Annotated in this window: 20 protein-coding genes; 14 read left to right on the forward strand and 6 right to left on the reverse strand. The window is 52.5% G+C overall.

Annotated elements, in window-relative coordinates; all coding sequences use genetic code 11:
- Position 1 precedes the first annotated feature (1 nt).
- From cyoA to AAYN39_RS14165, 3 genes are all read right to left on the reverse strand, one after another.
- Positions 2–958: a cytochrome o ubiquinol oxidase subunit II gene (gene cyoA, locus AAYN39_RS14155; RefSeq protein ID WP_001239449.1), complete on the reverse strand. Its 957-nt coding sequence runs from the start codon at positions 956–958 to the stop codon at positions 2–4.
- A gap of 452 nt (positions 959–1,410) precedes the next feature.
- A complete protein-coding gene (gene ampG, locus AAYN39_RS14160; protein WP_000098484.1) occupies positions 1,411–2,886 on the reverse strand; it encodes a muropeptide MFS transporter AmpG in 1,476 nt (491 codons plus the stop codon).
- 43 nt (positions 2,887–2,929) lie between these two features.
- The gene (locus tag AAYN39_RS14165) at positions 2,930–3,508 is read right to left on the reverse strand and encodes a lipoprotein (RefSeq protein WP_001539323.1); all 579 of its coding nucleotides are present in this window, start codon (positions 3,506–3,508) and stop codon (positions 2,930–2,932) included.
- Positions 3,509–3,811: 303 nt separating this feature from the next.
- On the opposite strand from AAYN39_RS14165, the gene bolA reads away from it, so the two are divergent.
- The 9 genes from bolA (at position 3,812) to fadM (ending at position 14,376) form a co-directional block, all read left to right on the forward strand.
- Positions 3,812–4,129, forward strand: coding sequence for a transcriptional regulator BolA (gene bolA / locus AAYN39_RS14170; RefSeq protein WP_000973433.1), 318 nt, complete (start codon positions 3,812–3,814; stop codon positions 4,127–4,129).
- 346 nt (positions 4,130–4,475) lie between these two features.
- Positions 4,476–5,774: a trigger factor gene (gene tig / locus AAYN39_RS14175; RefSeq protein WP_001198406.1), complete on the forward strand. Its 1,299-nt coding sequence runs from the start codon at positions 4,476–4,478 to the stop codon at positions 5,772–5,774.
- A gap of 246 nt (positions 5,775–6,020) precedes the next feature.
- A complete protein-coding gene (clpP, locus tag AAYN39_RS14180; RefSeq protein WP_000122257.1) occupies positions 6,021–6,644 on the forward strand; it encodes an ATP-dependent Clp endopeptidase proteolytic subunit ClpP in 624 nt (207 codons plus the stop codon).
- A 251-nt stretch (positions 6,645–6,895) separates the two neighbouring features.
- Complete coding sequence (gene clpX / locus AAYN39_RS14185) at positions 6,896–8,167, forward strand: ATP-dependent protease ATP-binding subunit ClpX (RefSeq protein WP_000130316.1); 1,272 nt, start codon at positions 6,896–6,898, stop codon at positions 8,165–8,167.
- A 185-nt stretch (positions 8,168–8,352) separates the two neighbouring features.
- Positions 8,353–10,707, forward strand: coding sequence for an endopeptidase La (gene lon / locus AAYN39_RS14190; RefSeq protein WP_001067728.1), 2,355 nt, complete (start codon positions 8,353–8,355; stop codon positions 10,705–10,707).
- Positions 10,708–10,897: 190 nt separating this feature from the next.
- Entirely contained in the window at positions 10,898–11,188 is a 291-nt protein-coding gene (gene hupB, locus AAYN39_RS14195) for a nucleoid-associated protein HU-beta (RefSeq protein WP_254888479.1), read from the forward strand.
- A 290-nt stretch (positions 11,189–11,478) separates the two neighbouring features.
- Positions 11,479–13,350 (forward strand): peptidylprolyl isomerase, encoded by a 1,872-nt coding sequence (gene ppiD / locus AAYN39_RS14200; protein ID WP_000969436.1) that lies wholly within the window; start codon positions 11,479–11,481, stop codon positions 13,348–13,350.
- Positions 13,351–13,499: 149 nt separating this feature from the next.
- Positions 13,500–13,874 carry a helix-hairpin-helix domain-containing protein gene (locus AAYN39_RS14205; protein WP_000680322.1) on the forward strand — a complete coding sequence of 125 codons (375 nt, stop codon included), beginning with the start codon at positions 13,500–13,502 and terminating at the stop codon, positions 13,872–13,874.
- Positions 13,875–13,977: 103 nt separating this feature from the next.
- Positions 13,978–14,376 (forward strand): long-chain acyl-CoA thioesterase FadM, encoded by a 399-nt coding sequence (fadM, locus tag AAYN39_RS14210; protein ID WP_001194543.1) that lies wholly within the window; start codon positions 13,978–13,980, stop codon positions 14,374–14,376.
- A 106-nt stretch (positions 14,377–14,482) separates the two neighbouring features.
- Here the strand turns inward: fadM and queC are convergent, their stop codons facing one another.
- Positions 14,483–15,178 carry a 7-cyano-7-deazaguanine synthase QueC gene (queC, locus tag AAYN39_RS14215; protein ID WP_000817201.1) on the reverse strand — a complete coding sequence of 232 codons (696 nt, stop codon included), beginning with the start codon at positions 15,176–15,178 and terminating at the stop codon, positions 14,483–14,485.
- A gap of 64 nt (positions 15,179–15,242) precedes the next feature.
- Entirely contained in the window at positions 15,243–16,943 is a 1,701-nt protein-coding gene (locus AAYN39_RS14220; protein ID WP_001238179.1) for an SgrR family transcriptional regulator, read from the reverse strand.
- 99 nt (positions 16,944–17,042) lie between these two features.
- On the opposite strand from AAYN39_RS14220, the gene cof reads away from it, so the two are divergent.
- Positions 17,043–17,861: an HMP-PP phosphatase gene (gene cof / locus AAYN39_RS14225; protein WP_000113040.1), complete on the forward strand. Its 819-nt coding sequence runs from the start codon at positions 17,043–17,045 to the stop codon at positions 17,859–17,861.
- Between the two features lie 186 nt (positions 17,862–18,047).
- Positions 18,048–18,506 (forward strand): IS200/IS605-like element IS200F family transposase, encoded by a 459-nt coding sequence (gene tnpA / locus AAYN39_RS14230; RefSeq protein ID WP_010989125.1) that lies wholly within the window; start codon positions 18,048–18,050, stop codon positions 18,504–18,506.
- A 115-nt stretch (positions 18,507–18,621) separates the two neighbouring features.
- On the opposite strand, the gene cdsH is transcribed toward tnpA, so the two are convergent.
- A complete protein-coding gene (gene cdsH, locus AAYN39_RS14235; protein ID WP_000987843.1) occupies positions 18,622–19,677 on the reverse strand; it encodes a cysteine desulfhydrase in 1,056 nt (351 codons plus the stop codon).
- 112 nt (positions 19,678–19,789) lie between these two features.
- Between cdsH and decR the strand changes: the two genes are divergently transcribed.
- Genes decR through AAYN39_RS14250 form a run of 3 tightly spaced genes read left to right on the forward strand, consistent with a single transcriptional unit; the run spans position 19,790 to position 23,835 of the window.
- The gene (gene decR, locus AAYN39_RS14240) at positions 19,790–20,248 is read left to right on the forward strand and encodes a DNA-binding transcriptional regulator DecR (protein WP_000884593.1); all 459 of its coding nucleotides are present in this window, start codon (positions 19,790–19,792) and stop codon (positions 20,246–20,248) included.
- A gap of 40 nt (positions 20,249–20,288) precedes the next feature.
- Positions 20,289–22,061, forward strand: a complete 1,773-nt coding sequence (locus tag AAYN39_RS14245) for a SmdA family multidrug ABC transporter permease/ATP-binding protein (RefSeq protein WP_001235563.1) — start codon at positions 20,289–20,291, stop codon at positions 22,059–22,061.
- Positions 22,054–23,835: a SmdB family multidrug efflux ABC transporter permease/ATP-binding protein gene (locus tag AAYN39_RS14250; protein WP_001256093.1), complete on the forward strand. Its 1,782-nt coding sequence runs from the start codon at positions 22,054–22,056 to the stop codon at positions 23,833–23,835. The genes AAYN39_RS14245 and AAYN39_RS14250 overlap by 8 nt, the downstream gene beginning before the upstream one ends.
- The last annotated feature ends 146 nt before the right edge of the window (positions 23,836–23,981 follow it).

Raw genomic sequence — 23,981 nt, forward strand, 5'->3', positions numbered from 1 at the left:
CTCAACCCTTGGAGTTGGCGGATTCCGCGTGGCTCATGTCCATACCTTCCATTCCTTCATGCGAGCTGTGCTCACCTTCAGGTTGGGTCATGTCCATGCTCTTACCGTGGCCCATGAATTTGTTAATAACGTCCTTGAACAAATCTGGTTTCACGCTGGAGAAATATTCCACCTTGTTGTACTCGCTTGGCATAGCCACTTTCTCGAACGCCGCCATATCATTCATGGTGTTCGGAGACTGCTTCGCTTTTGCGACCCATTGGTCGAATTCTGCGCGGTCTTTGGTGGCGATAGCTTTAAACTTCATACCAGAGAAGCCCGGGCCGCTATAGCTGGCGGAGATGCCATCGTAGGTTCCGGGTTCGTTGGCGATCAGATGCAAACGTGTTTGCATACCGGCCATGGCATAAATCTGGCTACCCAGACGCGGGATAAAGAAGGAGTTCATCACGGAGTTGGAGGTCACTTTGAAATAAACCGGCGTGTTCGCCGGGAAGGCGATCTCGTTGACGGTGGCGATACCCTGCTCCGGATAGATGAAGAACCATTTCCAGTCCATGGAAACCACTTCGATGGTGATCGGTTTTTCGTCATGCGCCAGCGGCTTGCTTGGTTCAAGCGCGTGCGTGGTTTTCCAGGTCAGTACGGCAAGGAAAATGATGATTAAGATAGGCACCGTCCAGACCACGGCTTCCACTTTATTGGAGTGTGACCAGTTCGGGCTATACTTCGCATCCTTATTACTCGCACGATACTTCCAGGCAAAACCAACAGCCATCAAGATGGCGGGAATAACGACGATCAACATCAGGCCAAATGCCGTCAGTATCAGCGAACGTTGCTCCAGTCCAATCTGTCCTTTGGGATCCAGCAGCGCAGAATTACAGCCACTGAGTAATGCAGTGCCTGCAATTAATGACAACCATCCCAAACTTTTATTGTATTTCCTGAGTCTCATTTAACGACCTCAATTCCACGGGACCTGGTGGCGTTTAAAGTGTAGGGGCATTTTACGGTAAGGTTGCATTACTGTAAACATGATTGGTTCTGTGTTACCAAGTTCTGCCGCGCGTGTCACATATGTTGCCAAGTATGTCGAAATAACTTTAAGACACTGTTGAAACTTTGCGTTATAACGGATGAGGTCTGTAAGTGGGATGTTGAGGGATAATTGGTATAACCAATGTAAAAATAAAACAATTACTTAACAATTTATTATCAATAAAAGGACAATCAACGGTAGAAATTTAAATTTAGTCGGCTGAATCGTGTAAAGAAAATAGGTAGCGTAGAAATTACCAATAATTTCCAAAATTCTGTTGCGCACAAAAAGACAAATATATTTTTTATCAATTGATGGTTATTTAGCCGTTATAATTCCGGGTCGTTATTACAACGGCAAATAATGTTTTACAGCAGGCGTGTTTTTCGTAGCGCCAGGTAGTCCAGCAACCCGCCAAAGACAATGCCGCACACGGCAATCGCTACCGCAGTCTCAAGCAATTCGGGCAGGAATGAAAAGTTAGTGTAATCCAACGCGTTCATGGTCAGCAGGAGTACCCACACCGCCAGCAAAGCGACGCCCGCGAGCAGGATTGAAAGCGCGAAATTGTAGGTGCCACGGTATTGCGTGCGGGGAATGAAACGCTCGCTCTGCCAGCTATATTCCAGCGTTTGCCGACAGACCAGCAACAGTAACAGCCCGGGAACGGCGGCGACAACCGAGAAGAGGTAGAATGTCGGCCAGCCGTGCGCTTCAACGAACCAGCCCGCTACAGGACCAACATAAACCCGGCCTACTGCGGAGAGGGCCGACAGTAGGGCAAACTGTGTTGCGGAAAACGACTTATTACATAGCGTCATTAATAAGGCGACAAAGGCGGCAGTACCCATCCCGCCGCACAGATTTTCGAAAAAGACCGCCGCGCCCATGCTGAACATGTTTTTATCGGTAATGGAGAGCAACCAGTAACCGGCGTTGGACGCGCCTTGCAAAATGCCGAAAATCAGCAGCGCGCGAAACAGCGAAAGACGCTGCATTAATATGCCGCCGTATAACGCGCCGACGATCGTCGCCAGCAGGCCCAACGTTTTATTGACCACACCGACTTCGCCGGCGTCAAAGCCGACGCCGCGAATCAAAAAGGTGGTGGTCAGGCTCATGGCGAAGGCGTCACCCAGTTTATAAAGCACAATGAGCAGTAAAATCAGCCAGGCGTTGTTACGGCCAAAGAAATCGCGTAGCGGCGCGACGACGGCCTGTTCCAGCGATTTCGGGGAGGGGATAGTATCGGTCGGTTCCGGCGCCAGTAAGGTGGCGATAATGCAGGGGATCAACAATGCCGCCATCAGCCAGTACATGCCCTGCCAGCCGAGCCAGCGATCGGCCAGCCATAGCGCCAGTCCGCCGGAAACCAGCATCCCCAACCGGTAGCCAAGCACGCTGATTGCCGCGCCAGCGCCGCGTTCTTCTGCGGGTAACACATCGGTTTTCCAGGCGTCGAACACGATATCCTGCGAGGCGGAGCAAAAAGCAATCACCACCGCCAGCGCCGCCATCCAGCGTAGCTGCGTGCCGGGTTCAAGAAAGCCCATCGCCGCAATCGCCGCCAGTAACAACAGTTGGGTGGCGAGTAACCAACCGCGACGTCGACCTAAAAAAGGCGGCGTGTAGCGGTCCATCAGCGGAGACCAGAGAAACTTAAACACATAGGCCTGACCAACCAGCGAGAAGAAGCCAATCGTTTTAAGATCGATATTCTCGACGGTCATCCACGCCTGTAGCGTACCGGAAGTGAGCGCCAGCGGGAGACCGGAGGCAAAACCCAATATCAGCAGAATGGCTGAACGCGGTTGCTGGAAAATACGTAAATATTGACTTGACATAGGCATCTACAGACCCGGCTTCTGCCGGGTCTTGTTGTTGCTATTAACGGGCGTTTTGCTTGATAAAATCGTGAATGCTGGTGTCCTGAGACATATCAGCAATGGTATCGGTCAGAACGCTGTTCACCGCGTCGGCAATATTCTGGTTAGAGGCCTGGAACGCCCCTTCAATAGAGTAGTTGGCGCGATAGTTTTTGGTCATCTTGTTGCCATTTGCCGCGGTCGCAATAATCGCGATATCCGCTTTGGTCGCGATGTTGTAGCGCACGCTGCCCTGGGAAACATCAGCATACAGTTGGTTAACAATAATCTGCAGATTAACCGCGCCGTTAGGCCCGATCATATAGCCCCGCGCCGTCATCTGTTTTTCCAGGACTTCTTGTAACAGGAAGCGTAAATCGCGGGAGGCGGTTAACGTTACCAACTGGTTGTTACGCGTGACTTTCGCTAACGCTTGATCCTGGCGTTGGTCCGCGCCGGTAATGCTAACGGTGACGCCCATCAGGCTCGGGTCCTGCTGTGGCAAGGTGATCTTCGGCGCGACGTCAATGGTCGTCGGCGGTGTGGCGCATCCTGCCAGCATAAACAGAGCGACTAACGGAAAGAGAAGTTTTTTTAACATATTCAGGCTCTCAATGACGCTTAAAACGTGATAGGTAAAAATTCCCGCCATCATAACACCGCTAACGGCGAGGGGAAGTGGTCAACGCAGGTAAATTCGTCGTAATGTCCGATTTGGTATTGATAACGGCGCGAGCGGGGATTTTGAGCGCTAAAAGAATGATTAAGGCAGTAAACTTCATACGTTTGGCTGAAATAATCAGACGAAAGCTAAATTTTTGTTGTCATGCTGTAATGGAAACGGTAAAAGCGGCTAGTATTTAAAGGGATGGGTGACATCACAGCGTTGTCGGAGGAGATTTTCATGATGATACGTGAGCAAATAGAAGAAAAATTAAGGACAGCGTTCGACCCCGTGTTTCTCGAAGTTGTGGATGAAAGCTATCGTCACAATGTTCCAGCAGGATCGGAAAGCCATTTTAAGGTCGTGCTGGTGAGCGATCGCTTTACAGGCGAACGTTTTCTTAATCGTCATCGGATGATTTACGGTACGTTAACGGCGGAACTTTCCACAACCGTACATGCGCTGGCACTGCATACTTATACCCTCAAAGAGTGGGAAGGATTGCAGGATACTATCTTCGCGTCGCCTCCTTGTCGCGGCGCGGGAAGCATCGCGTAGCAAAACGGATTTGCAACTACCTCCGCTTTTCCAGTATGTTGCTACAGAATTATGTGAAAACGGCCTGCGGGCCGTTTTATTTTGTCTGAATTTTGAGCGTGTCGTACAGTATTCAGACAAAAATTAGCCGAGAATTGTGAAAACCGCCGCAGCATCGCACAATCACCGTTCTCGACTCACAAAAGTGATGCCGCTATAATGCGCCGTCTTATATATGAACGTCTTCGGGATGATTCTGACGACAGGGAATGTGATTGATTATGAGAACATCCCGGTTCCGCGAAGCAAATAGCACGTGCTTGCGGAGTAGAGTTGACCGAGCACTGTGATTTTTTGAGGTAACAAGATGCAAGTTTCAGTTGAAACCACTCAGGGCCTTGGCCGCCGTGTAACGATTACAATCGCTGCTGACAGCATCGAGACCGCTGTAAAAAGCGAGCTGGTCAACGTAGCGAAAAAAGTACGTATTGACGGCTTCCGTAAAGGCAAAGTACCGATGAATATCGTCGCTCAGCGTTATGGCGCTTCTGTTCGCCAGGACGTGCTGGGCGATCTGATGAGCCGCAACTTCGTTGACGCGATCATCAAAGAAAAAATTAACCCGGCAGGCGCGCCGAACTATGTTCCGGGCGAATACAAAGTGGGTGAAGACTTCACTTACTCCGTCGAGTTTGAAGTCTATCCGGAAGTTGAGCTGACTGGCCTCGAATCCATCGAAGTTGAAAAGCCGGTTGTTGAAGTCACCGACGCTGACGTTGATGTGATGCTGGACACCCTGCGTAAGCAGCAGGCGACCTGGAAAGAAAAAGACGGCGCTGCGGATGCGGAAGACCGCGTGACCATCGATTTCACCGGCTCTGTAGACGGCGAAGAGTTCGAAGGCGGCAAAGCGACCGATTTCGTTCTGGCGATGGGCCAGGGTCGTATGATTCCGGGCTTTGAAGACGGCGTTAAAGGCCACAAAGCTGGCGAAGAGTTCACTATCGATGTGACCTTCCCGGAAGAGTACCACGCTGAAAACCTGAAAGGTAAAGCGGCTAAGTTCGTTATCAACCTGAAGAAAGTTGAAGAACGCGAACTGCCGGAACTGACCGAAGAATTCATCAAACGTTTCGGCGTTGAAGATGGTTCCGTAGCCGGTCTGCGCGCTGAAGTACGTAAAAACATGGAACGCGAGCTGAAAGGCGCGGTGCGTAACCGCGTTAAGTCTCAGGCGATCGAAGGTCTGGTAAAAGCTAACGACATCGACGTACCGTCTGCGCTGATCGACAGCGAAATCGACGTTCTGCGTCGTCAGGCTGCGCAGCGTTTTGGTGGTAACGAGAAACAGGCTCTGGAGCTGCCGCGCGAACTGTTCGAAGAACAGGCTAAGCGTCGTGTAGTTGTCGGTCTGCTGCTCGGCGAAGTCATTCGTACCAACGAGCTGAAAGCGGACGAAGAACGCGTTAAAGGCCTGATCGAAGAGATGGCCTCTGCTTACGAAGATCCGAAAGAAGTGATTGAGTTCTACAGCAAAAATAAAGAGCTGATGGACAATATGCGTAACGTCGCTCTGGAAGAACAGGCTGTTGAAGCGGTTCTGGCAAAAGCGAAAGTGTCTGAAAAAGCCACTTCCTTCAATGAGCTGATGAACCAGCAGGCGTAATTTTTCGCGTTAAAAGCACGAAATTTGCACAAAAACCCGTCACCTTTCAGTGACGGGTTTTTTTTGTCACGCATTTTGCGTGGTAAGGGTGCGAAAACCGCGTTTCAGTGTTAGCGTTAGAGCAAAAGATTGTTATGCTTGAATTATGGCGATGCCGTACCCATTACAGAGGGACTGGCTGATAATCCGTCCATCAGGTTACAATCAGTACAGCAGATTTTTTCAATTTTTATCCAGGAGACGGAAATGTCATACAGCGGAGAACGAGATAATTTGGCCCCTCATATGGCGCTGGTGCCGATGGTCATTGAACAGACCTCACGCGGTGAGCGCTCTTTTGATATCTATTCTCGTCTACTTAAGGAACGCGTCATATTTCTGACCGGCCAGGTCGAAGACCATATGGCTAACCTGATCGTGGCGCAGATGCTGTTCCTGGAAGCGGAAAACCCGGAAAAAGATATCTATCTGTACATTAATTCTCCTGGCGGCGTAATTACTGCGGGGATGTCCATCTATGACACCATGCAGTTTATTAAGCCAGACGTCAGCACCATTTGTATGGGACAGGCGGCCTCTATGGGGGCGTTTCTGCTGACTGCCGGGGCGAAAGGCAAACGTTTCTGCTTGCCGAACTCTCGCGTCATGATCCACCAGCCGCTGGGCGGCTATCAGGGCCAGGCGACGGATATTGAAATTCACGCCCGCGAAATTTTGAAAGTAAAAGGGCGCATGAATGAACTTATGGCGCATCATACGGGTCAATCTCTTGAGCAGATTGAACGTGATACTGAGCGCGATCGCTTCCTCTCCGCGCCTGAAGCGGTAGAGTACGGTTTGGTTGACTCAATTTTGACCCATCGTAATTGATGCCCTGGACGCAAGTGTGCCGCTATACACTTCATCCTTCACGCTACCTCGGTGTTGGTTGCCAGCGCGCCTCCCAGTGACTTACTTATGTAAGCGCCTGCGGAGTCGCTGAGTTGCCGCCTTGATGTAGCTCGAATGATTTTGTGTATATACTAATGAAGGGCGGCACAACGCTGATTAGCGGCTTGCGCCTGAGAATGGCATTTGCGTCGTCGTGTGCGGCACAAAGAACAAAGAAGAGGTTTTGACTCATGACAGATAAACGCAAAGATGGCTCGGGCAAATTGTTGTACTGCTCTTTTTGCGGCAAAAGCCAGCATGAAGTGCGCAAGCTGATTGCCGGTCCATCCGTGTATATCTGCGACGAATGCGTCGATTTATGTAACGACATTATTCGCGAAGAAATTAAAGAAGTTGCTCCGCACCGTGAACGTAGTGCGCTGCCGACGCCGCATGAAATTCGTACTCACCTGGACGATTACGTTATCGGCCAGGAGCAGGCGAAAAAAGTGCTGGCGGTGGCGGTCTATAACCACTACAAGCGTCTGCGTAACGGCGATACCAGCAATGGCGTCGAGTTAGGCAAAAGCAACATTCTGCTGACTGGACCGACCGGTTCCGGTAAAACGCTGCTGGCGGAAACGCTGGCGCGCTTGCTGGATGTGCCGTTCACTATGGCGGATGCGACCACGCTGACCGAAGCGGGTTACGTGGGGGAAGACGTCGAGAATATCATTCAGAAACTGTTGCAGAAATGCGACTACGACGTGCAAAAAGCGCAGCGTGGGATTGTCTACATTGATGAAATCGATAAGATTTCGCGTAAATCAGACAATCCGTCCATTACCCGCGATGTTTCCGGCGAAGGCGTACAGCAGGCGTTGCTGAAACTGATCGAAGGCACCGTCGCCGCGGTTCCACCGCAGGGCGGTCGCAAACATCCGCAGCAGGAGTTCTTACAGGTAGATACCTCTAAGATTCTGTTTATCTGCGGCGGCGCGTTTGCCGGTCTGGATAAAGTGATCGCTAACCGTGTTGAAACCGGCTCCGGCATTGGTTTTGGCGCGACGGTGAAAGCGAAGTCCGACAAAGCCAGTGAAGGCGAGCTGTTGTCGCAGGTTGAACCGGAAGATTTGATCAAATTTGGTCTGATTCCTGAGTTTATCGGTCGTCTGCCAGTGGTGGCGACGCTGAACGAACTCAGCGAAGAAGCGCTGGTTCAAATCCTGAAAGAGCCGAAAAATGCGCTGACCAAGCAGTATCAGGCGCTGTTTAACCTGGAAGGCGTCGATCTGGAATTCCGTGACGAAGCGCTGAACGCTATCGCCAGGAAAGCGATGGCGCGTAAAACTGGTGCCCGTGGCCTGCGTTCTATCGTCGAAGCGGCGCTGCTGGATACCATGTACGATTTGCCATCTATGGAAGACGTCGAAAAAGTGGTGATTGACGAGTCCGTTATTGCCGGTCAGAGTAAGCCGTTGCTGATTTACGGCAAACCGGAAGCGCAGGCTTCTGGCGAATAATTAAACATTCATACAATCAGTTAGCCAAAAAAGGGGGGATTTTATCTCCCCTTTCGTTTTTCCTGTAAACACGCCGTTGAATGTGTGGGAAACATCCCCATATACTGACGTACATGTTATAGGTGGTATGGAGCACAGCTATACTATCTGATTACCTGGCGGACACTAAACTAAGAGAGAGCTCTATGAATCCTGAGCGTTCTGAACGCATTGAAATCCCCGTATTGCCCTTGCGCGATGTGGTGGTTTATCCGCACATGGTCATACCCTTATTTGTAGGGCGGGAAAAATCTATCCGTTGTCTGGAAGCGGCTATGGACCATGATAAAAAAATCATGCTGGTCGCCCAGAAGGAAGCATCAACGGATGAGCCGGGTGTAAACGATCTTTTCACCGTCGGGACCGTGGCCTCTATTTTGCAGATGCTGAAACTGCCTGACGGCACCGTAAAAGTGCTGGTTGAGGGGTTACAGCGCGCGCGTATTTCCGCGCTGTCTGACAACGGCGAACATTTCTCCGCGAAGGCGGAGTACCTTGATTCGCCAGCCATTGATGAGCGTGAACAAGAAGTGCTGGTGCGTACCGCTATCAGCCAGTTCGAAGGCTACATCAAGCTGAACAAAAAAATTCCGCCGGAAGTGCTGACGTCACTCAATAGCATTGACGACCCTGCACGTCTGGCTGACACCATCGCCGCGCATATGCCGCTGAAACTGGCGGATAAACAGTCCGTACTGGAGATGTCCGACGTTAACGAACGTCTGGAATATCTGATGGCGATGATGGAATCTGAAATCGATCTGCTGCAGGTTGAGAAACGCATTCGCAACCGCGTGAAAAAGCAGATGGAGAAATCCCAGCGCGAGTACTATCTGAACGAGCAAATGAAAGCGATTCAGAAAGAACTTGGCGAGATGGACGACGCGCCGGACGAAAACGAAGCGCTGAAGCGTAAGATCGACGCGGCGAAAATGCCGAAAGAGGCGAAAGAGAAAGCGGAAGCGGAACTGCAGAAGCTGAAAATGATGTCTCCGATGTCGGCGGAAGCGACCGTGGTGCGCGGCTACATCGACTGGATGGTGCAGGTGCCGTGGAATGCGCGTAGCAAGGTCAAAAAAGACCTGCGTCAGGCGCAGGAAATCCTCGATACTGACCATTATGGTCTGGAGCGTGTGAAAGACCGCATCCTTGAGTATCTCGCGGTACAAAGCCGTGTAAATAAAATCAAGGGGCCGATCCTGTGTCTGGTGGGGCCGCCGGGGGTAGGTAAAACCTCGTTGGGCCAGTCCATCGCTAAAGCCACAGGGCGTAAATACGTCCGTATGGCGCTGGGCGGCGTGCGTGATGAAGCGGAAATCCGCGGTCATCGCCGGACTTACATTGGCTCTATGCCGGGTAAACTGATCCAAAAAATGGCCAAAGTGGGGGTTAAAAACCCACTATTCCTGCTCGATGAGATCGACAAAATGTCCTCGGACATGCGCGGCGATCCGGCTTCCGCACTGCTTGAGGTGCTGGACCCGGAGCAGAACGTGGCGTTCAGCGATCATTACCTGGAAGTGGATTACGATCTCAGCGATGTGATGTTCGTCGCCACCTCCAACTCCATGAACATTCCGGCGCCGCTGCTGGATCGTATGGAAGTGATCCGTCTGTCCGGTTATACCGAAGACGAGAAGCTGAATATTGCTAAACGTCACCTGCTGCCGAAGCAGATCGAGCGTAACGCGCTGAAGAAAGGCGAACTGACGGTCGACGATAGCGCGATTATCGGTATTATCCGCTATTACACGCGTGAAGCGGGCGTTCGTAGTCTGGAGCGTGAAATCTCCAAACTGTGCCGTAAAGCGGTTAAACAACTGTTGCTCGATAAGTCGTTAAAACATATTGAAATTAACGGCGATAATCTGCACGACTACCTCGGTGTGCAGCGCTTTGATTATGGCCGCGCGGATAGCGAAAACCGCGTGGGTCAGGTGACGGGGCTGGCGTGGACGGAAGTGGGCGGCGATCTGTTGACCATCGAAACCGCCTGCGTACCGGGCAAAGGCAAGCTGACCTACACCGGCTCGCTCGGTGAAGTGATGCAGGAATCTATTCAGGCGGCGCTGACCGTGGTGCGCGCGCGCGCGGAAAAACTGGGTATTAATCCGGACTTTTACGAAAAACGCGATATCCACGTTCACGTGCCGGAAGGCGCAACGCCGAAAGACGGTCCAAGCGCCGGTATCGCGATGTGTACCGCGCTGGTTTCCTGCCTGACCGGTAATCCGGTGCGCGCAGATGTGGCAATGACCGGTGAGATCACGCTGCGTGGTCAGGTGTTGCCGATCGGCGGCCTGAAAGAAAAACTGTTGGCGGCGCATCGCGGCGGGATTAAAACGGTCTTAATTCCATTCGAAAATAAACGTGATCTGGAGGAAATTCCGGACAACGTGATTGCCGATCTGGATATTCATCCTGTGAAGCGCATTGAGGAAGTTCTGACGCTTGCTCTGCAAAACGAACCGTCTGGAATGCAGGTTGTAACCGCAAAATAGTGACCTCGCGCAAATAGCGCTAATAAAAACAGGGCTGGCAGGCTATTTCGGACTTGCCAGCCTTTTTTTGTATAGCTAATTTAGATGGTTGATTGGGTCTGCCACCATTAACGGGTGTTGTAAGGGCGTGGCAGGCCTGATATAACTGCTGCGCGGTCGTACTTCGAAGGATTCAGGTGCGATATAAATTATAAAGAGGAAGAGAAGAGTGAATAAATCTCAACTGATCGAAAAAATTGCTGCAGGGGCTGATATCTCTAAGGCTGCGGCTGGACGTGCGTTAGATGCGATTATTGCTTCTGTTACCGAATCTCTGAAAGAAGGGGATGACGTTGCACTGGTAGGCTTTGGTACTTTTGCTGTTAAAGAGCGTGCTGCCCGTACTGGTCGCAACCCGCAAACAGGTAAAGAGATCACCATCGCCGCTGCCAAAGTGCCGAGTTTCCGTGCAGGTAAAGCGCTGAAAGACGCGGTAAACTAAGCGTGATCCCCTCGGGGGATGTGACAAAGTACAAGGGCGCATCAACTGATGTGCCTTTTTTATTGGCGATTCGGGACTTTCTGTGCGTTGCGGGCTGACAATTGCCCTCGTTTCTTGTCACAATAGGCTTTTGTGCGCCGCGTTCAGAAAATGCGATGCGCGTGAAGTCTATATACGCAAATCATTCAGGTTGCGTCGACGCGGCTACTGAGCGAAGCACTCAGTAGCCAGCAGAGAAGCCGCCTGAAAGATAAAGTGTAAAGTCACCTACAGCGGAGTGTGGTTACACCATGATGGACAGCTTACGCACGGCTGCAAACAGTCTCGTGCTCAAGATTATTTTCGTTATCATTATCGTGTCGTTCATTTTGACCGGCGTTAGTGGTTACCTGATTGGCGGAAGCAATAACTACGCCGCAAAAGTGAATGGCCAGGAAATCAGCCGGGCACAGTTTGAGAATGCGTTTAACAACGAACGTAACCGTATGCAGCAGCAGTTGGGCGACAGGTATTCTGAACTGGCGGCCAACGAAGGTTATATGAAAAGCCTGCGCCAGCAGGTGCTGAATCGTCTGATAGATGAAGCGCTGTTGGATCAATATTCCCGCGAACTGAAACTGGGCATCAGCGATGAGCAGGTAAAGCAGGCGATTTTCGCCACTCCCGCTTTTCAGGTGGACGGTAAGTTTGACAACAACCGCTATAACGCGATTGTGAATCAGATGGGAATGACGGCCGATCAGTATACTCAGGCGCTGCGTAACCAGCTTACCACTCAGCAACTGATCAACGGCGTGGCCGGTACTGATTTTATGCTGAAAGGGGAAACCGACGAACTGGCGGCATTAGTCTCTCAACAGCGCGTGGTGCGTGAAGCCGTTATTGATGTCAACGCGCTGGCGGCGAAGCAGCAGGTGACCGATCAGGAAGTGTCCAGCTACTACGATCAGAATAAAGTCCGCTTTATGACGCCGGAACAGTTCCGCGTAAGCTATATCAAGCTGGATGCCGCGACGATGCAGGCACCGGTCAGCGATGCGGATATTCAGGCCTATTATGACCAGCATGTAGATCAGTTTACTCAGCCGGAGCGCATTCGTTACAGCATTATTCAGACCAAAACGGAAGATGATGCGAAAGCGGTACTGGATGCGCTGAACAAGGGCGAAGATTTCGCCACGCTGGCGAAAGAGAAATCTACCGATATCATCTCTGCGCGTAATGGCGGCGATATGGGCTGGCTGGAAGAGTCTGCCACGGTGCCGGAACTGAAAAACGCCGGATTAAAAGAAAAAGGCCAGATATCTGGCGTGATTAAGTCGTCTGTCGGTTTTCTGGTGGCGCGTCTGGATGATATTCAGCCTGCCAAAGTGAAACCGTTAAGCGAGGTTCGCGACGACATTGCCGCGAAAGTGAAACAGGAAAAAGCGCTGGATGCTTACTATGCGTTGCAGCAGAAGGTGAGCGATGCGGCAAGCAACGACAATGAGTCGTTAGCAGGCGCTGAACAGGTCGCTGGCGTAAAAGCCGTTGAAACCGGCTGGTTTAGCCGTGACACCTTACCGGAAGAGCTGAACTTCAAACCGGTAGCCGATGCTATCTTTAATGGCGGTCTGGTAGGCGAAAACGGTACGCCGGGGCCGAATTCAGACATTATCACCGTAGATGGCGACCGGGCTTTTGTTGTGCGCGTGAGCGAACATAAACCTGAAGCCGTGAAGCCGTTGGCAGAAGTGAAAGAACAGGTCACTGCCCTGGTGAAGCATAACAAAGCGGAACAACAGGCGAAGCTGGATGCGGAAAAACTGCTGGTCGAGCTGAAAGCGGGCAAAGGCGCGGAAGCGATGAAAGCGGCGGGTCTGAGTTTTGGCGAGCCTAAAACGTTAAGTCGTACCAGTCAGGATCCGGTGAGTCAGGCGGCCTTTGCGTTAAGCCTTCCGACGAAAGATAAGCCAGTTTATGGCGTGGCGAACGATATGCAGGGTAACGTCGTTCTGCTGGCGTTTGACGAGGTGAAAGCGGGCGCCATGCCGGAAGCGCAGAAAAAAGCGATGGTGCAGGGCATCACGCAGAACAATGCGCAAATTGTCTTTGAGGCGCTGATGAGCAATCTGCGTAAAGAGGCGAAAATCAAAATCGGCGACGCTCTGGAACAGCAGTAATCGTCGAGGCGCTTCGCAAAAAATTGCAAAACGTTGTATCCCACAAAGGCCGCTTTCGCGGCCTTTTCCATTTCTGAGAATTGCCATTTGTTCGTTTTTCTCCGCCCCGCTATCGTGGCTGCACTGTTAACAAACAAGGAGAAAACAGTATGAAACACGGAATTAAAGCACTGCTTATTACGCTTTCTTTAACCTGCGCGGGCATGGCCCATAGCGCGCTGGCGGCGACGCCTGTCGCAAAAAATGCAGCGGTGGAAACAAAAGCGGATACGCCTTCTTCATCCTCCGCCAAAGCGGCATTACCTGCTAAAGCCAGCGATGATGAAGGTACTAGGGTGAGCATTAATACCGCGTCTGCGGAGGATCTGGCGCGGGTGATGAACGGCGTTGGGCTGAAAAAAGCGCAGGCTATTGTGAGCTATCGGGAGGAGTATGGTCCTTTTAAAACGGTGGATGATTTAAAGCAGGTGCCGGGAATGGGAAGCGCGCTGGTGGAGCGTAATCTGGCAGTTTTAACATTGTAATCACTTGCACAGTGGCCAAAATTTGCCAGACTGTAGAGGTCATACCAGTTATGACCTCTGTACTTGTCGCTTACTTATAACAACAACGTAAGGTTATTGCGCTATGCAAACACAAATCAAAGTTCGTGGATATCATCTTGATGTTTATCAACATGTTAATAATGCCCGCTATCTGGAATTTCTGGAAGAGGCCCGTTGGGATGGGCTGGAAAACAGCGACAGCTTTCAGTGGATGACGGCCCGCAATATTGCCTTTGTGGTGGTAAACATCAATATAAATTACCGTCGCCCGGCGGTATTGAGCGATCTACTGACCGTGACCAGCCAGGTACAACAGCTTAACGGTAAAAGCGGCGTATTAAGCCAGACGATTACGCTGGAGCCAGAAGGGCAGGTGGTGGCCGATGCGCTCATCACGTTTGTTTGTATTGATTTAAAAACGCAAAAAGCGCTGCCGCTGGAAGGCGAATTGCGTGAAAAGCTGGAACAGATGGTGCAATAACGCCTCGCTGTCTGATGGCGTTGAACTTGTCCGGCCTGGCGATATTGACCATGGTGCATATCGCCAGGCACGGATAAGGTGCGTGCGCCGCCATCCGGCAAAACAATCACCTTAACCCGGTTTTTTGCTTCATTGCCGCCATCACCGCCGCTTTATTCGACAGATAATGATTCAGGCCGTTAGCGCGCAGATTACAGGCTGCGCAATGACCACAGCCATCGCCTTTAATGCCGTTATAGCAGGTCAGCGTCTCTTCGCGAACTAAATCCAGTTGGCCCCAATAATCGGCCAGCGCCCAGGTTTCAGCTTTATCAATCCACATTAGGGGCGTTTCGAAACGGATATCTTTCGCCATGCCCAGATTCACCGCGTGATTCAGCGCTTTGACGAACTCATCGCGACAGTCTGGATAGCCGGAAAAATCGGTCTCGCAAACGCCGGTGATCACCGCCTCGGCTTTGACCTGATAAGCGTAAATCGCCGCCAGCGTCAGAAAGAGAATATTGCGTCCCGGTACGAAAGTGTTGGGGATACCGTCAGCGTTCGGTTCATAGTCCGGCACCGGAATGCTATCCCGCGTCAGGCTGCTGACCGCCAGTTCGTTCAGCAAAGTGACATCCAGCACTTTATGCGCGCGTGCGCCAAGTTTTAACGCCAGTGCGCGCGCAACATCAATCTCTGCGCGGTGGCGCTGACCATAATCAAACGTGACACAATGCACTTCATCATACTGATGCCGCGCTTGCGCCAGACAAGTGGTGGAGTCCTGACCTCCACTAAATACAACAACGGCGCGTTTCATAGTTATCCTGATCAATGACGAAAGCCAATATGGTAACGCGTACGGATAATCCCGACCAGCTTCTTCACGGCGAAGGCGGCGGAAGCCAGGCTTCGCTAAATTCAAACCAGCCGCGAGGGGTGAGTCGAACGCCGTTAACGCCCGGTGGGGCGCTGATGCGATAGTGATAATTAAACAGCGGCGTAAGTGTGGCGTCATCCATCAGGTTGGCAAAAACTTGTTGTAGCGCGGCGCGGCGATCTTTTTCATTGGGCTGAATTTGCAGAGCGTCAAGCGTAGCCTGCAGATGGGAAAACGCAGGCGCGTCCAGGACATGTGACCAGATCTGATCGCAACGTAGCCACTGCTCCAGCGTATATTCCGGCGCTTCGCCGATCAGCCTGTCGCCCATCATCAGATCCGCTTGCGCCAACGCAGGGCAGTTATTCCAGTTTTTGGCATTATGAAAAATCAACGTTAACTCACAGCCGAGCGTCGCCAGGTAATGTCGAAGCTGTTCCGCCATCGTATGCAGCTCTACGGGAAGGTGATACGCCAGGGTAAGTTTTTTCGGCAATGGTGTTTCATCAACGTCCTGCCATTGCGGGATTGTCCAGCCGGGTAGCAGCCCCTGACTTGGCATAATCAAGTTCTCATCTACCGGTAAGGTTTTCAGCAGCGAAGTATGATGGATAATATGTATCAGACGCCGCGCCTGCTGTACGTTGAGCCGTGAGCCCTTTTTGAGGGTTAAATAACAAAAGCCAAGACTGATACCACTACTTACCTGACTCAGCGTCGCCAGCTCTTCCGGTTTGCCGATGGCAATCTGCACCGGATGGCGGCAACTGGTGCCCAGATCCTGGGCAAACAGTTGCGGGGTGATCCAGAATTCAATCGCTTTCAGCAGCGGATGGCTGAGGTGATAATGGTCATGACTTTCCAGACGCACCAGTTCCGGCGTGAACAACGCCAGGCGAAAAGGACCGGTGCCGATAAGCGGCAGGTCAGGATGCGCCAGACCGCTACAATAGCTCGCCAGACGATGCGCCAGCCAGTAATCAGGTCGGTGAAGGAGAAAGGTCAGGCACTGAGGATGCGTTACTTCGATCCGTGCGACGCTAATAAACAATTTGCTTAGCGCCGGTAGGGTAAGCAGCCTTTCCAGGCGTTCGTGTAACTGCGCGGTATCCACCGCATCGCCATTATGCCAGTGCAGCGTGGAGCGAATATAAAAATCCCAGCGTAAACCGTCGGCGGAAACCTTCCAGTGATGCGCCAAATCCCCGCAAGGATATTGGCTATCGCGATCGAAGCGCGTTAACCCGGAAAAAACTTGCCCTGCGAGATGCTGTTCCGCGCGTCCTGGCAGGAAACCCGGCTGCAGCGGATCAAGCGGACGATAGTAGGGAATACGCAATGTTGGCGTATCGTTTTGCCATTGGCCGCCCATAAAAGGCTGGAGCATCGCCCGTAACTCGCCAGGCGCCAGCTGCGCCAGTTCCAGTACGTTGAGCTGCTGCCCTTTTTCCAGCGCCTGTTCCATCATGGCGGTGCGGAGCGATTCCGGCGTGACCAGAAACTGGAGCCGTCCACGTTTCCCGCGCCCGGACTGCGCCTCCCATCTTAGCCAACCCGCCTGCTGGGCCTGACGCAGCAGCGTTCGCAGATGGCGCTCGCTACAAAAACAGCGTTCGGCCAGTTCGCTAACGGTGACATGTTGCGTTTCCCCGGCGGAAGGCTGCCAGAGGCGTTGATATTGATTAAGCCGATTCAGTAGCCTCATAAAACCCGGAACACTTCCTTTTATCTGTTCACTATTACTTCCGTATATCTCAGGTAATACTGAACAACAAGTTAACCGCGTTACAGTGTGGAGAAAGAGATGGCCCGTCTGGCAGCATTTGATATGGATGGCACGTTATTAATGCCCGATCACCATTTGGGTAGAGAAACGATCGCCACGCTGTCGCGTCTGCGCGAACGCGATATCACTCTGACATTCGCTACGGGTCGTCACGTGCTGGAGATGCGGCATATTCTGGGGACGCTTTCACTGGATGCTTATCTTATTACCGGTAACGGGACGCGAATTCACTCGCTGGAAGGCGACGTGCTGCATCGTCAGGATCTCGATCCTCAGGTTGCCGATACGGTGATGCACCATGCCTGGGATACCCGAGCCAGTATGCATGTGTTTAATGACAACGGCTGGTTTACAGGCCAGGAGATCCCCGCGCTACTCCAGGCGCACGTCTACAGCGGCTTTCGTTATCAGGTTATCGATATAAAAAGTATTCCGGCCCATCAGGTGACGAAGATCTGTTTTTGCGGCGATCATGACGATCTGATCCGTTTGCGCATTCAGCTCAATGAGGCGCTGGAAGAACGCGCGCACCTCTGTTTCTCTGCCGTCGACTGCCTGGAAGTGCTACCGCTGGGGTGCAATAAAGGATCGGCGCTGGCGGTATTGAGCAACCATTTAGGGCTTTCACTGGCAGATTGCATGGCGTTTGGCGACGCGATGAACGATCGGGAAATGCTGGGCAGCGTCGGGCGGGGGCTCATTATGGGCAATGCCATGCCGCAGCTTATCGCCGCGCTGCCACACCTTTCGGTTATCGGACATTGTGGTAATCAAGCGGTATCACACTTTTTGACGCATTGGCTGGACAATCCGCATCTACCTTATTCCCCCGAATGAGAGATCTCTTCCAGCAAGCCAAACATTCAGTCTGGCTTTTTTTGTCTATGGAAAACCCCCAACTAGGCTGGGGGTTCCGGAAAGCTTTCAGCTTTAAGCCAGTTATTAAAACCCCTTTTGATTTGTTAAAACATCTTGCGGTCTGGCAACTGCAAAAGTTCAACAAGAAATCAAAAGGGGGTCCCAATGAGGGACGAAAAGAGCTTAGCGCACACCCGATGGAACTGTAAATATCACATAGTTTTCGCGCCCAAATACCGAAGACAAGCGTTCTATGGAGAGAAGCGTAGGGCAGTAGGCAGCATATTAAGAAAATTGTGTGAATGGAAAAACGTACGAATTCTGGAAGCAGAATGTTGTGCAGATCATATTCACATGCTTCTGGAGATCCCGACGAAGATGAGTGTGTCGAGTTTCATGGGATATCTGAAGGGTAAAAGTAGTCTGATGCTTTACGAGCAGTTTGGGGATCTAAAATTCAAATACAGGAACAGGGAGTTCTGGTGCAGAGGGTACTATGTCGATACGGTGGGTAAGAATACGGCGAAGATACAGGACTACATAAAGCACCAGCTTGAAGAGGATAAAATGGGTGAGCAATTATCGATCCCGTATCCGGGCAGCCTGTTTACGGGCCGTAAGTAACGAAGTTTGATGCAAATGTCAGATCGTATGCGCCTGTTAGGGCGCGGCTGGTAAGAGAGCCTTACAGGCGCATCAGAAAAACCTCCGGCTATGCCGGAGGATATTTATTTGGTTTCTAGTCGCCGGTAAGTAATTTTGCGATGGCCGCTGACCACGGCGTCAAATCGCCGATATGGTCGCTAACCCAGGCCGGATGGTAATAGGTATCCAGATAGCGATCGCCGCTATCGCACAATAACGTCACGATAGCGCCGGTTTCTCCAGCCTCGCGCATCCGGGCCGCTAGCTGCAGCGCTCCCCACATATTCGTGCCGGTAGAGGCGCCGACTTTACGGCCTAGCTGCGTTTCCAGCCAGTGTGCGGTGGCAACGCTGGCGGCGTCCGGCACGCGCAGCATCTCATCCACGACATCCGGAATAAAAGAAGGCTCTACTCGCGGACGACCAATTCCTTCAATTTTACTGCCTACCGGGCTGCGTAATGAAGCGTCGCGATCCTGCCAGTAAGGTAAAAAGACAGAATTTTCCGGATCCACCACCATGAGCTGAGTATCATAGCCCTGGCAGCGAATATAGCGCCCAATCGTCGCAGAGGTTCCGCCCGTTCCGGCGCTCATGACGATAAATCGCGGTACCGGATGGGGTTCGTTGCGCATCTGGCGGAAAATACTGTCGGCAATATTATTGTTGCCCCGCCAGTCGGTAGCTCGTTCTGCGTAGGTAAACTGGTCCATATAGTGACCGTTCAGTTCATGCGCCAGCCGCTCGGAGGCGGCATAAATTTCGCAGGCGCTCTCCACAAAATGACAGTGGCCGCCGTAAAATTGAATCTGTTCGATTTTACGTTTTGCGGTACAGGCGGGCATGGCGGCGATGAACGGCAGTCCCAGTAAACGCGCGAACCAGGCTTCGGAAATCGCCGTTGAGCCTGATGACGCTTCAATAATCGGAGTGTCTTCTTTAATCCAGCCATTGCACAACCCATAAAGGAACAGCGAGCGCGCCAGACGATGCTTGAGGCTACCGGTGGGATGCGTGCTTTCGTCTTTCAGGTAAAGCTGGATACCTGGAAATGCCGACAGGGGCAAACGAATAAGATGCGTATCCGCTGAGCGCTGGTGGTCAGCGTTAATTTCATTAATGGCATTTTTAACCCAATTGCTACTCATCATTAATATCCATTTATCATTTTGTGCCAAGAGTAGCGAAAAGTACGGAAAAAATTGTTGCTATTTGACCTTTAAATTACAATGTAAGGAGAAAAATATTCTCTATGGAGTGGGTATGTTAGATAAAATTGACCGTAAACTGCTTTGCTTATTGCAGCAGGACTGTACCCTCTCTTTGCAGGCGCTGGCGGATGCCGTTAATCTGACGACAACGCCTTGCTGGAAGCGGCTTAAACGCCTGGAAGATGACGGTATCCTGCTTGGCAGGGTTGCGCTGCTGGACCCGGAAAAACTGGGGCTGGGGTTAACCGCTTTTGTGTTGATAAAAACGCAGCACCACAGCAGTGAATGGTACTGTCGGTTCGTGACCGTCGTCTCTGAGATGCCGGAAGTGCTTGGCTTCTGGCGGATGGCGGGGGAGTACGACTATCTGATGCGAGTTCAGGTGGCCGACATGAAGCGGTATGACGACTTCTATAAACGTCTGGTCAATAGCGTCCCAGGACTGTCAGACGTCACCTCCAGTTTTGCGATGGAACAGATTAAGTACACCACCTCTCTGCCCATTGAATAATTCTCCCGGTATTGCCGGAAATCATATCAGGAAATAACGCGTGCGATTATTTGCTCAATTAAGCTGGTACTTTCGCCGGGAATGGCGTCGCTATCTTGGCGCGGTGGCCCTGCTTATGCTTATTGCGATGCTTCAGCTGATCCCGCCCAAAGTGGTGGGGATTGTCGTGGATGGCGTAACCGCACAGCATTTTACTCCAGGCCGAATAGCGATGTGGATTGGCACCATTGCCCTGATCGCCGTAGTGGTCTATTTGTTGCGCTATGTCTGGCGCGTGCTGCTATTTGGCGCTTCTTATCAATTAGCCGTCGAACTGCGTGAAGATTATTATCGCCAGCTGAGTCGTCAGCATCCTGAATTTTATCAGCGCCATCGAACGGGCGATCTTATTGCGCGTGCGACGAATGATGTGGATCGCGTCGTATTTGCGGCGGGCGAGGGCGTTCTGACGCTGGTTGACTCGCTGGTAATGGGCTGCGCGGTACTGATTGTCATGTCGACGCAAATTAGCTGGCAGCTAACGCTATTAGCGCTGTTGCCGATGCCGATTATGGCGCTGATGATCAAACGTTACGGCGATCGACTGCATGATTATTTCAAACTGGCGCAGGCCGCCTTCTCCAGCCTGAACGACCGCACGCAGGAGAGTCTGACCAGCATCCGCATGATCAAAGCGTTTGGTCTGGAGGACCGCCAGTCTTCGCTGTTTGCGGCGGATGCCGAAGATACCGGCAAGAAAAATATGCGCGTGGCGCGTATTGACGCGCGTTTTGATCCAACCATTTACATCGCCATTGGCATGGCGAACCTGCTCGCGATTAGCGGCGGAAGCTGGATGGTGGTTAACGGCAGCCTGACGCTGGGCGAACTCACCAGCTTTATGATGTATCTGGGGTTGATGATTTGGCCGATGCTGGCGCTGGCCTGGATGTTTAATATCGTGGAGCGGGGTAGCGCCGCTTACAGCCGCATCCGCGCCATGCTGGCGGAAGCGCCGGTAGTTAAGGATGGCGAAGAGCCCGTCCCGGCGGGGCGGGGCGAACTGACGGCGGCCATTCGTGAGTTTTGCTATCCGCAAACGACGCATCCGGCGCTGGAGAATGTGAACTTTCGTCTTAAACCGGGTCAGATGCTGGGGATATGCGGTCCGACCGGCGCGGGGAAAAGCACAATCTTGTCGCTTATCCAGCGCCATTTTGATGTGACGCAGGGAGAGATCCGATTCCATGACATGCCGTTGACGCATCTGCAACTGGATAGCTGGCGTAGCCGACTGGCGGTCGTCAGCCAGACGCCGTTTTTGTTCTCGGATTCTATTGCCAATAATATTGCGCTCGGACGCCCGGAGGCGACCCAGGAAGAGATTGAACGGGTGGCGCGTTTAGCCAGCGTACATGAGGATATTCTCCGTTTGCCTCAGGGCTATGACACGCAGGTAGGTGAACGTGGCGTCATGTTATCGGGTGGGCAAAAACAGCGTATCTCGATAGCCAGAGCGCTACTGTTGAATGCGGAAATTCTGCTTCTTGATGATGCGCTTTCAGCAGTAGATGGTCGTACGGAGCATCAGATTTTGCATAATTTGCGCCAGTGGGGCGAAGGGCGTACGGTCATCATCAGCGCGCATCGTTTATCCGCGCTGACCGACGCCAATGAAATTATCGTTATGCAACATGGTCATGTTGTTCAGCGCGGCGATCACGATCAACTGGCGCAGCAGATTGGCTGGTATCGCGATATGTATCGCTATCAGCAACTGGAGGCCGCTCTGGATGACGCGCCGGAACGCGGCGAGGAGGCGGTGAATGCGTAGTTTTGGACAGCTATGGCCGACGCTGAAACGGTTGCTGGCGTATGGCTCGCCATGGCGAAAACCGCTCTCTGTCGCGGTGATGATGCTGTGGATTGCGGTGGCGGCGGAGGTTAGCGGTCCGCTGCTGATCAGCTATTTCATTGATAACATGGTGGCCCGCCACCATTTACCGTTGGGCAAGGTCGCGGGGCTGGCGGCCGCCTATGTGGGGCTACAGTTTCTGGCGGCGGGTCTGCATTACGCCCAGTCTTTATTATTTAACCGGGCGGCCGTTGGCGTGGTTCAGTCCTTGCGCACGGACGTCATGGATGCCGCCTTGCGCCAGCCGCTAAGCGCCTTCGACACGCAGCCTGTCGGACAATTAATTTCACGCGTGACCAACGATACGGAAGTCATCCGCGATCTGTACGTCACGGTCGTCGCAACGGTATTACGTAGCGCGGCGTTGATCGGCGCCATGCTGGTCGCCATGTTCAGCCTTGACTGGCGGATGGCGCTGGTGGCGGTTTTGATTTTTCCGGCGGTATTGACCGTGATGGTCATTTATCAGCGCTACAGCACGCCGATTGTACGCCGCGTGCGGGCATACCTGGCGGATATTAACGACGGCTTTAACGAAATCATCAATGGGATGAGCGTAATTCAGCAGTTTCGCCAGCAGGCGCGCTTCGGCGAACGCATGGGCGAGGCCAGCCGCTCGCACTACATGGCGCGGATGCAGACGCTGCGCTTGGACGGCTTTTTATTGCGTCCGCTGCTTAGCCTCTTTTCCGCGCTCATTTTATGCGGTTTGTTGATGCTTTTCAGCTTTACGTCTGCCGGCACGATTGAGGTCGGGGTGCTGTATGCGTTCATTAGCTATTTGTCACGTCTGAACGAGCCGCTCATTGAACTGACCACCCAGCAATCCATGCTACAGCAGGCGGTTGTGGCGGGAGAGCGTGTTTTTGAACTGATGGATCGCCCGCGCCAGCGCTATGGCAGCGACGACAGGCCGTTACAAAGCGGGGCGATTGATATTGATCATCTGTCGTTTGCTTACCGCGACGATAATCTTGTTTTACAGGACATTACGCTATCAGTACCGTCCCGTAGCTTTGTGGCGCTGGTGGGGCACACCGGCAGCGGGAAGAGCACGCTCGCCAGCTTATTAATGGGGTATTACCCCCTGACACAAGGCGAAATTCGGCTGGATGGGCGAGAAATCGCCTCTCTTAATCATCGCGTTTTACGCCAGGGCGTGGCGATGGTTCAACAGGACCCGGTAGTGATGGCGGATACCTTTCTGGCTAATGTGACGCTGGGGCGCGATGTCTCCGAGGCGCAGGTGTGGCAGGCGCTGGAAACGGTACAACTGGCAGATCTGGCGCGCGGCCTGAGCGACGGGCTGCATACGCATCTCGGCGAGCAGGGAAATACGCTGTCCGTCGGGCAAAAACAGCTATTGGCGCTGGCGCGCGTGCTGGTTGACGCCCCGCAAATATTAATTCTTGATGAAGCGACGGCCAGCATCGATTCCGGCACTGAGCAGGCGATACAGCAGGCGCTGGCGGCGATTCGCGAGCGCACCACGTTGGTGGTTATTGCCCATCGGCTATCGACAATCGTGGAGGCGGATACCATTCTGGTTCTCTATCGCGGCCAGGCGGTGGAGCGCGGGACGCATCAACAATTGCTGGCGGCGCAAGGGCGCTACTGGCAAATGTATCAATTACAGTTAGTTGGCGAGGAGTTAGCCGCCAGCGTACACGAAGAATCCGGCCCTACGGCGTAAGGTTTGGCGCCACAGGGCAAAACCTCGCCCATTATGCACCGTCGTGGTGCGTTTTTCTTTCCCTGCTTCGTTTTTGGGGCGCGTCAATATAAAGACGCGCCGCTAACCGCGCTTTTCCTCGCTCGCCAGCTTCTGGCACATCCTTT

The sequence above is a fragment of the Salmonella sp. K21076 genome (genome assembly GCF_039650795.1).
GTDB lineage: Bacteria > Pseudomonadota > Gammaproteobacteria > Enterobacterales > Enterobacteriaceae > Salmonella > Salmonella enterica.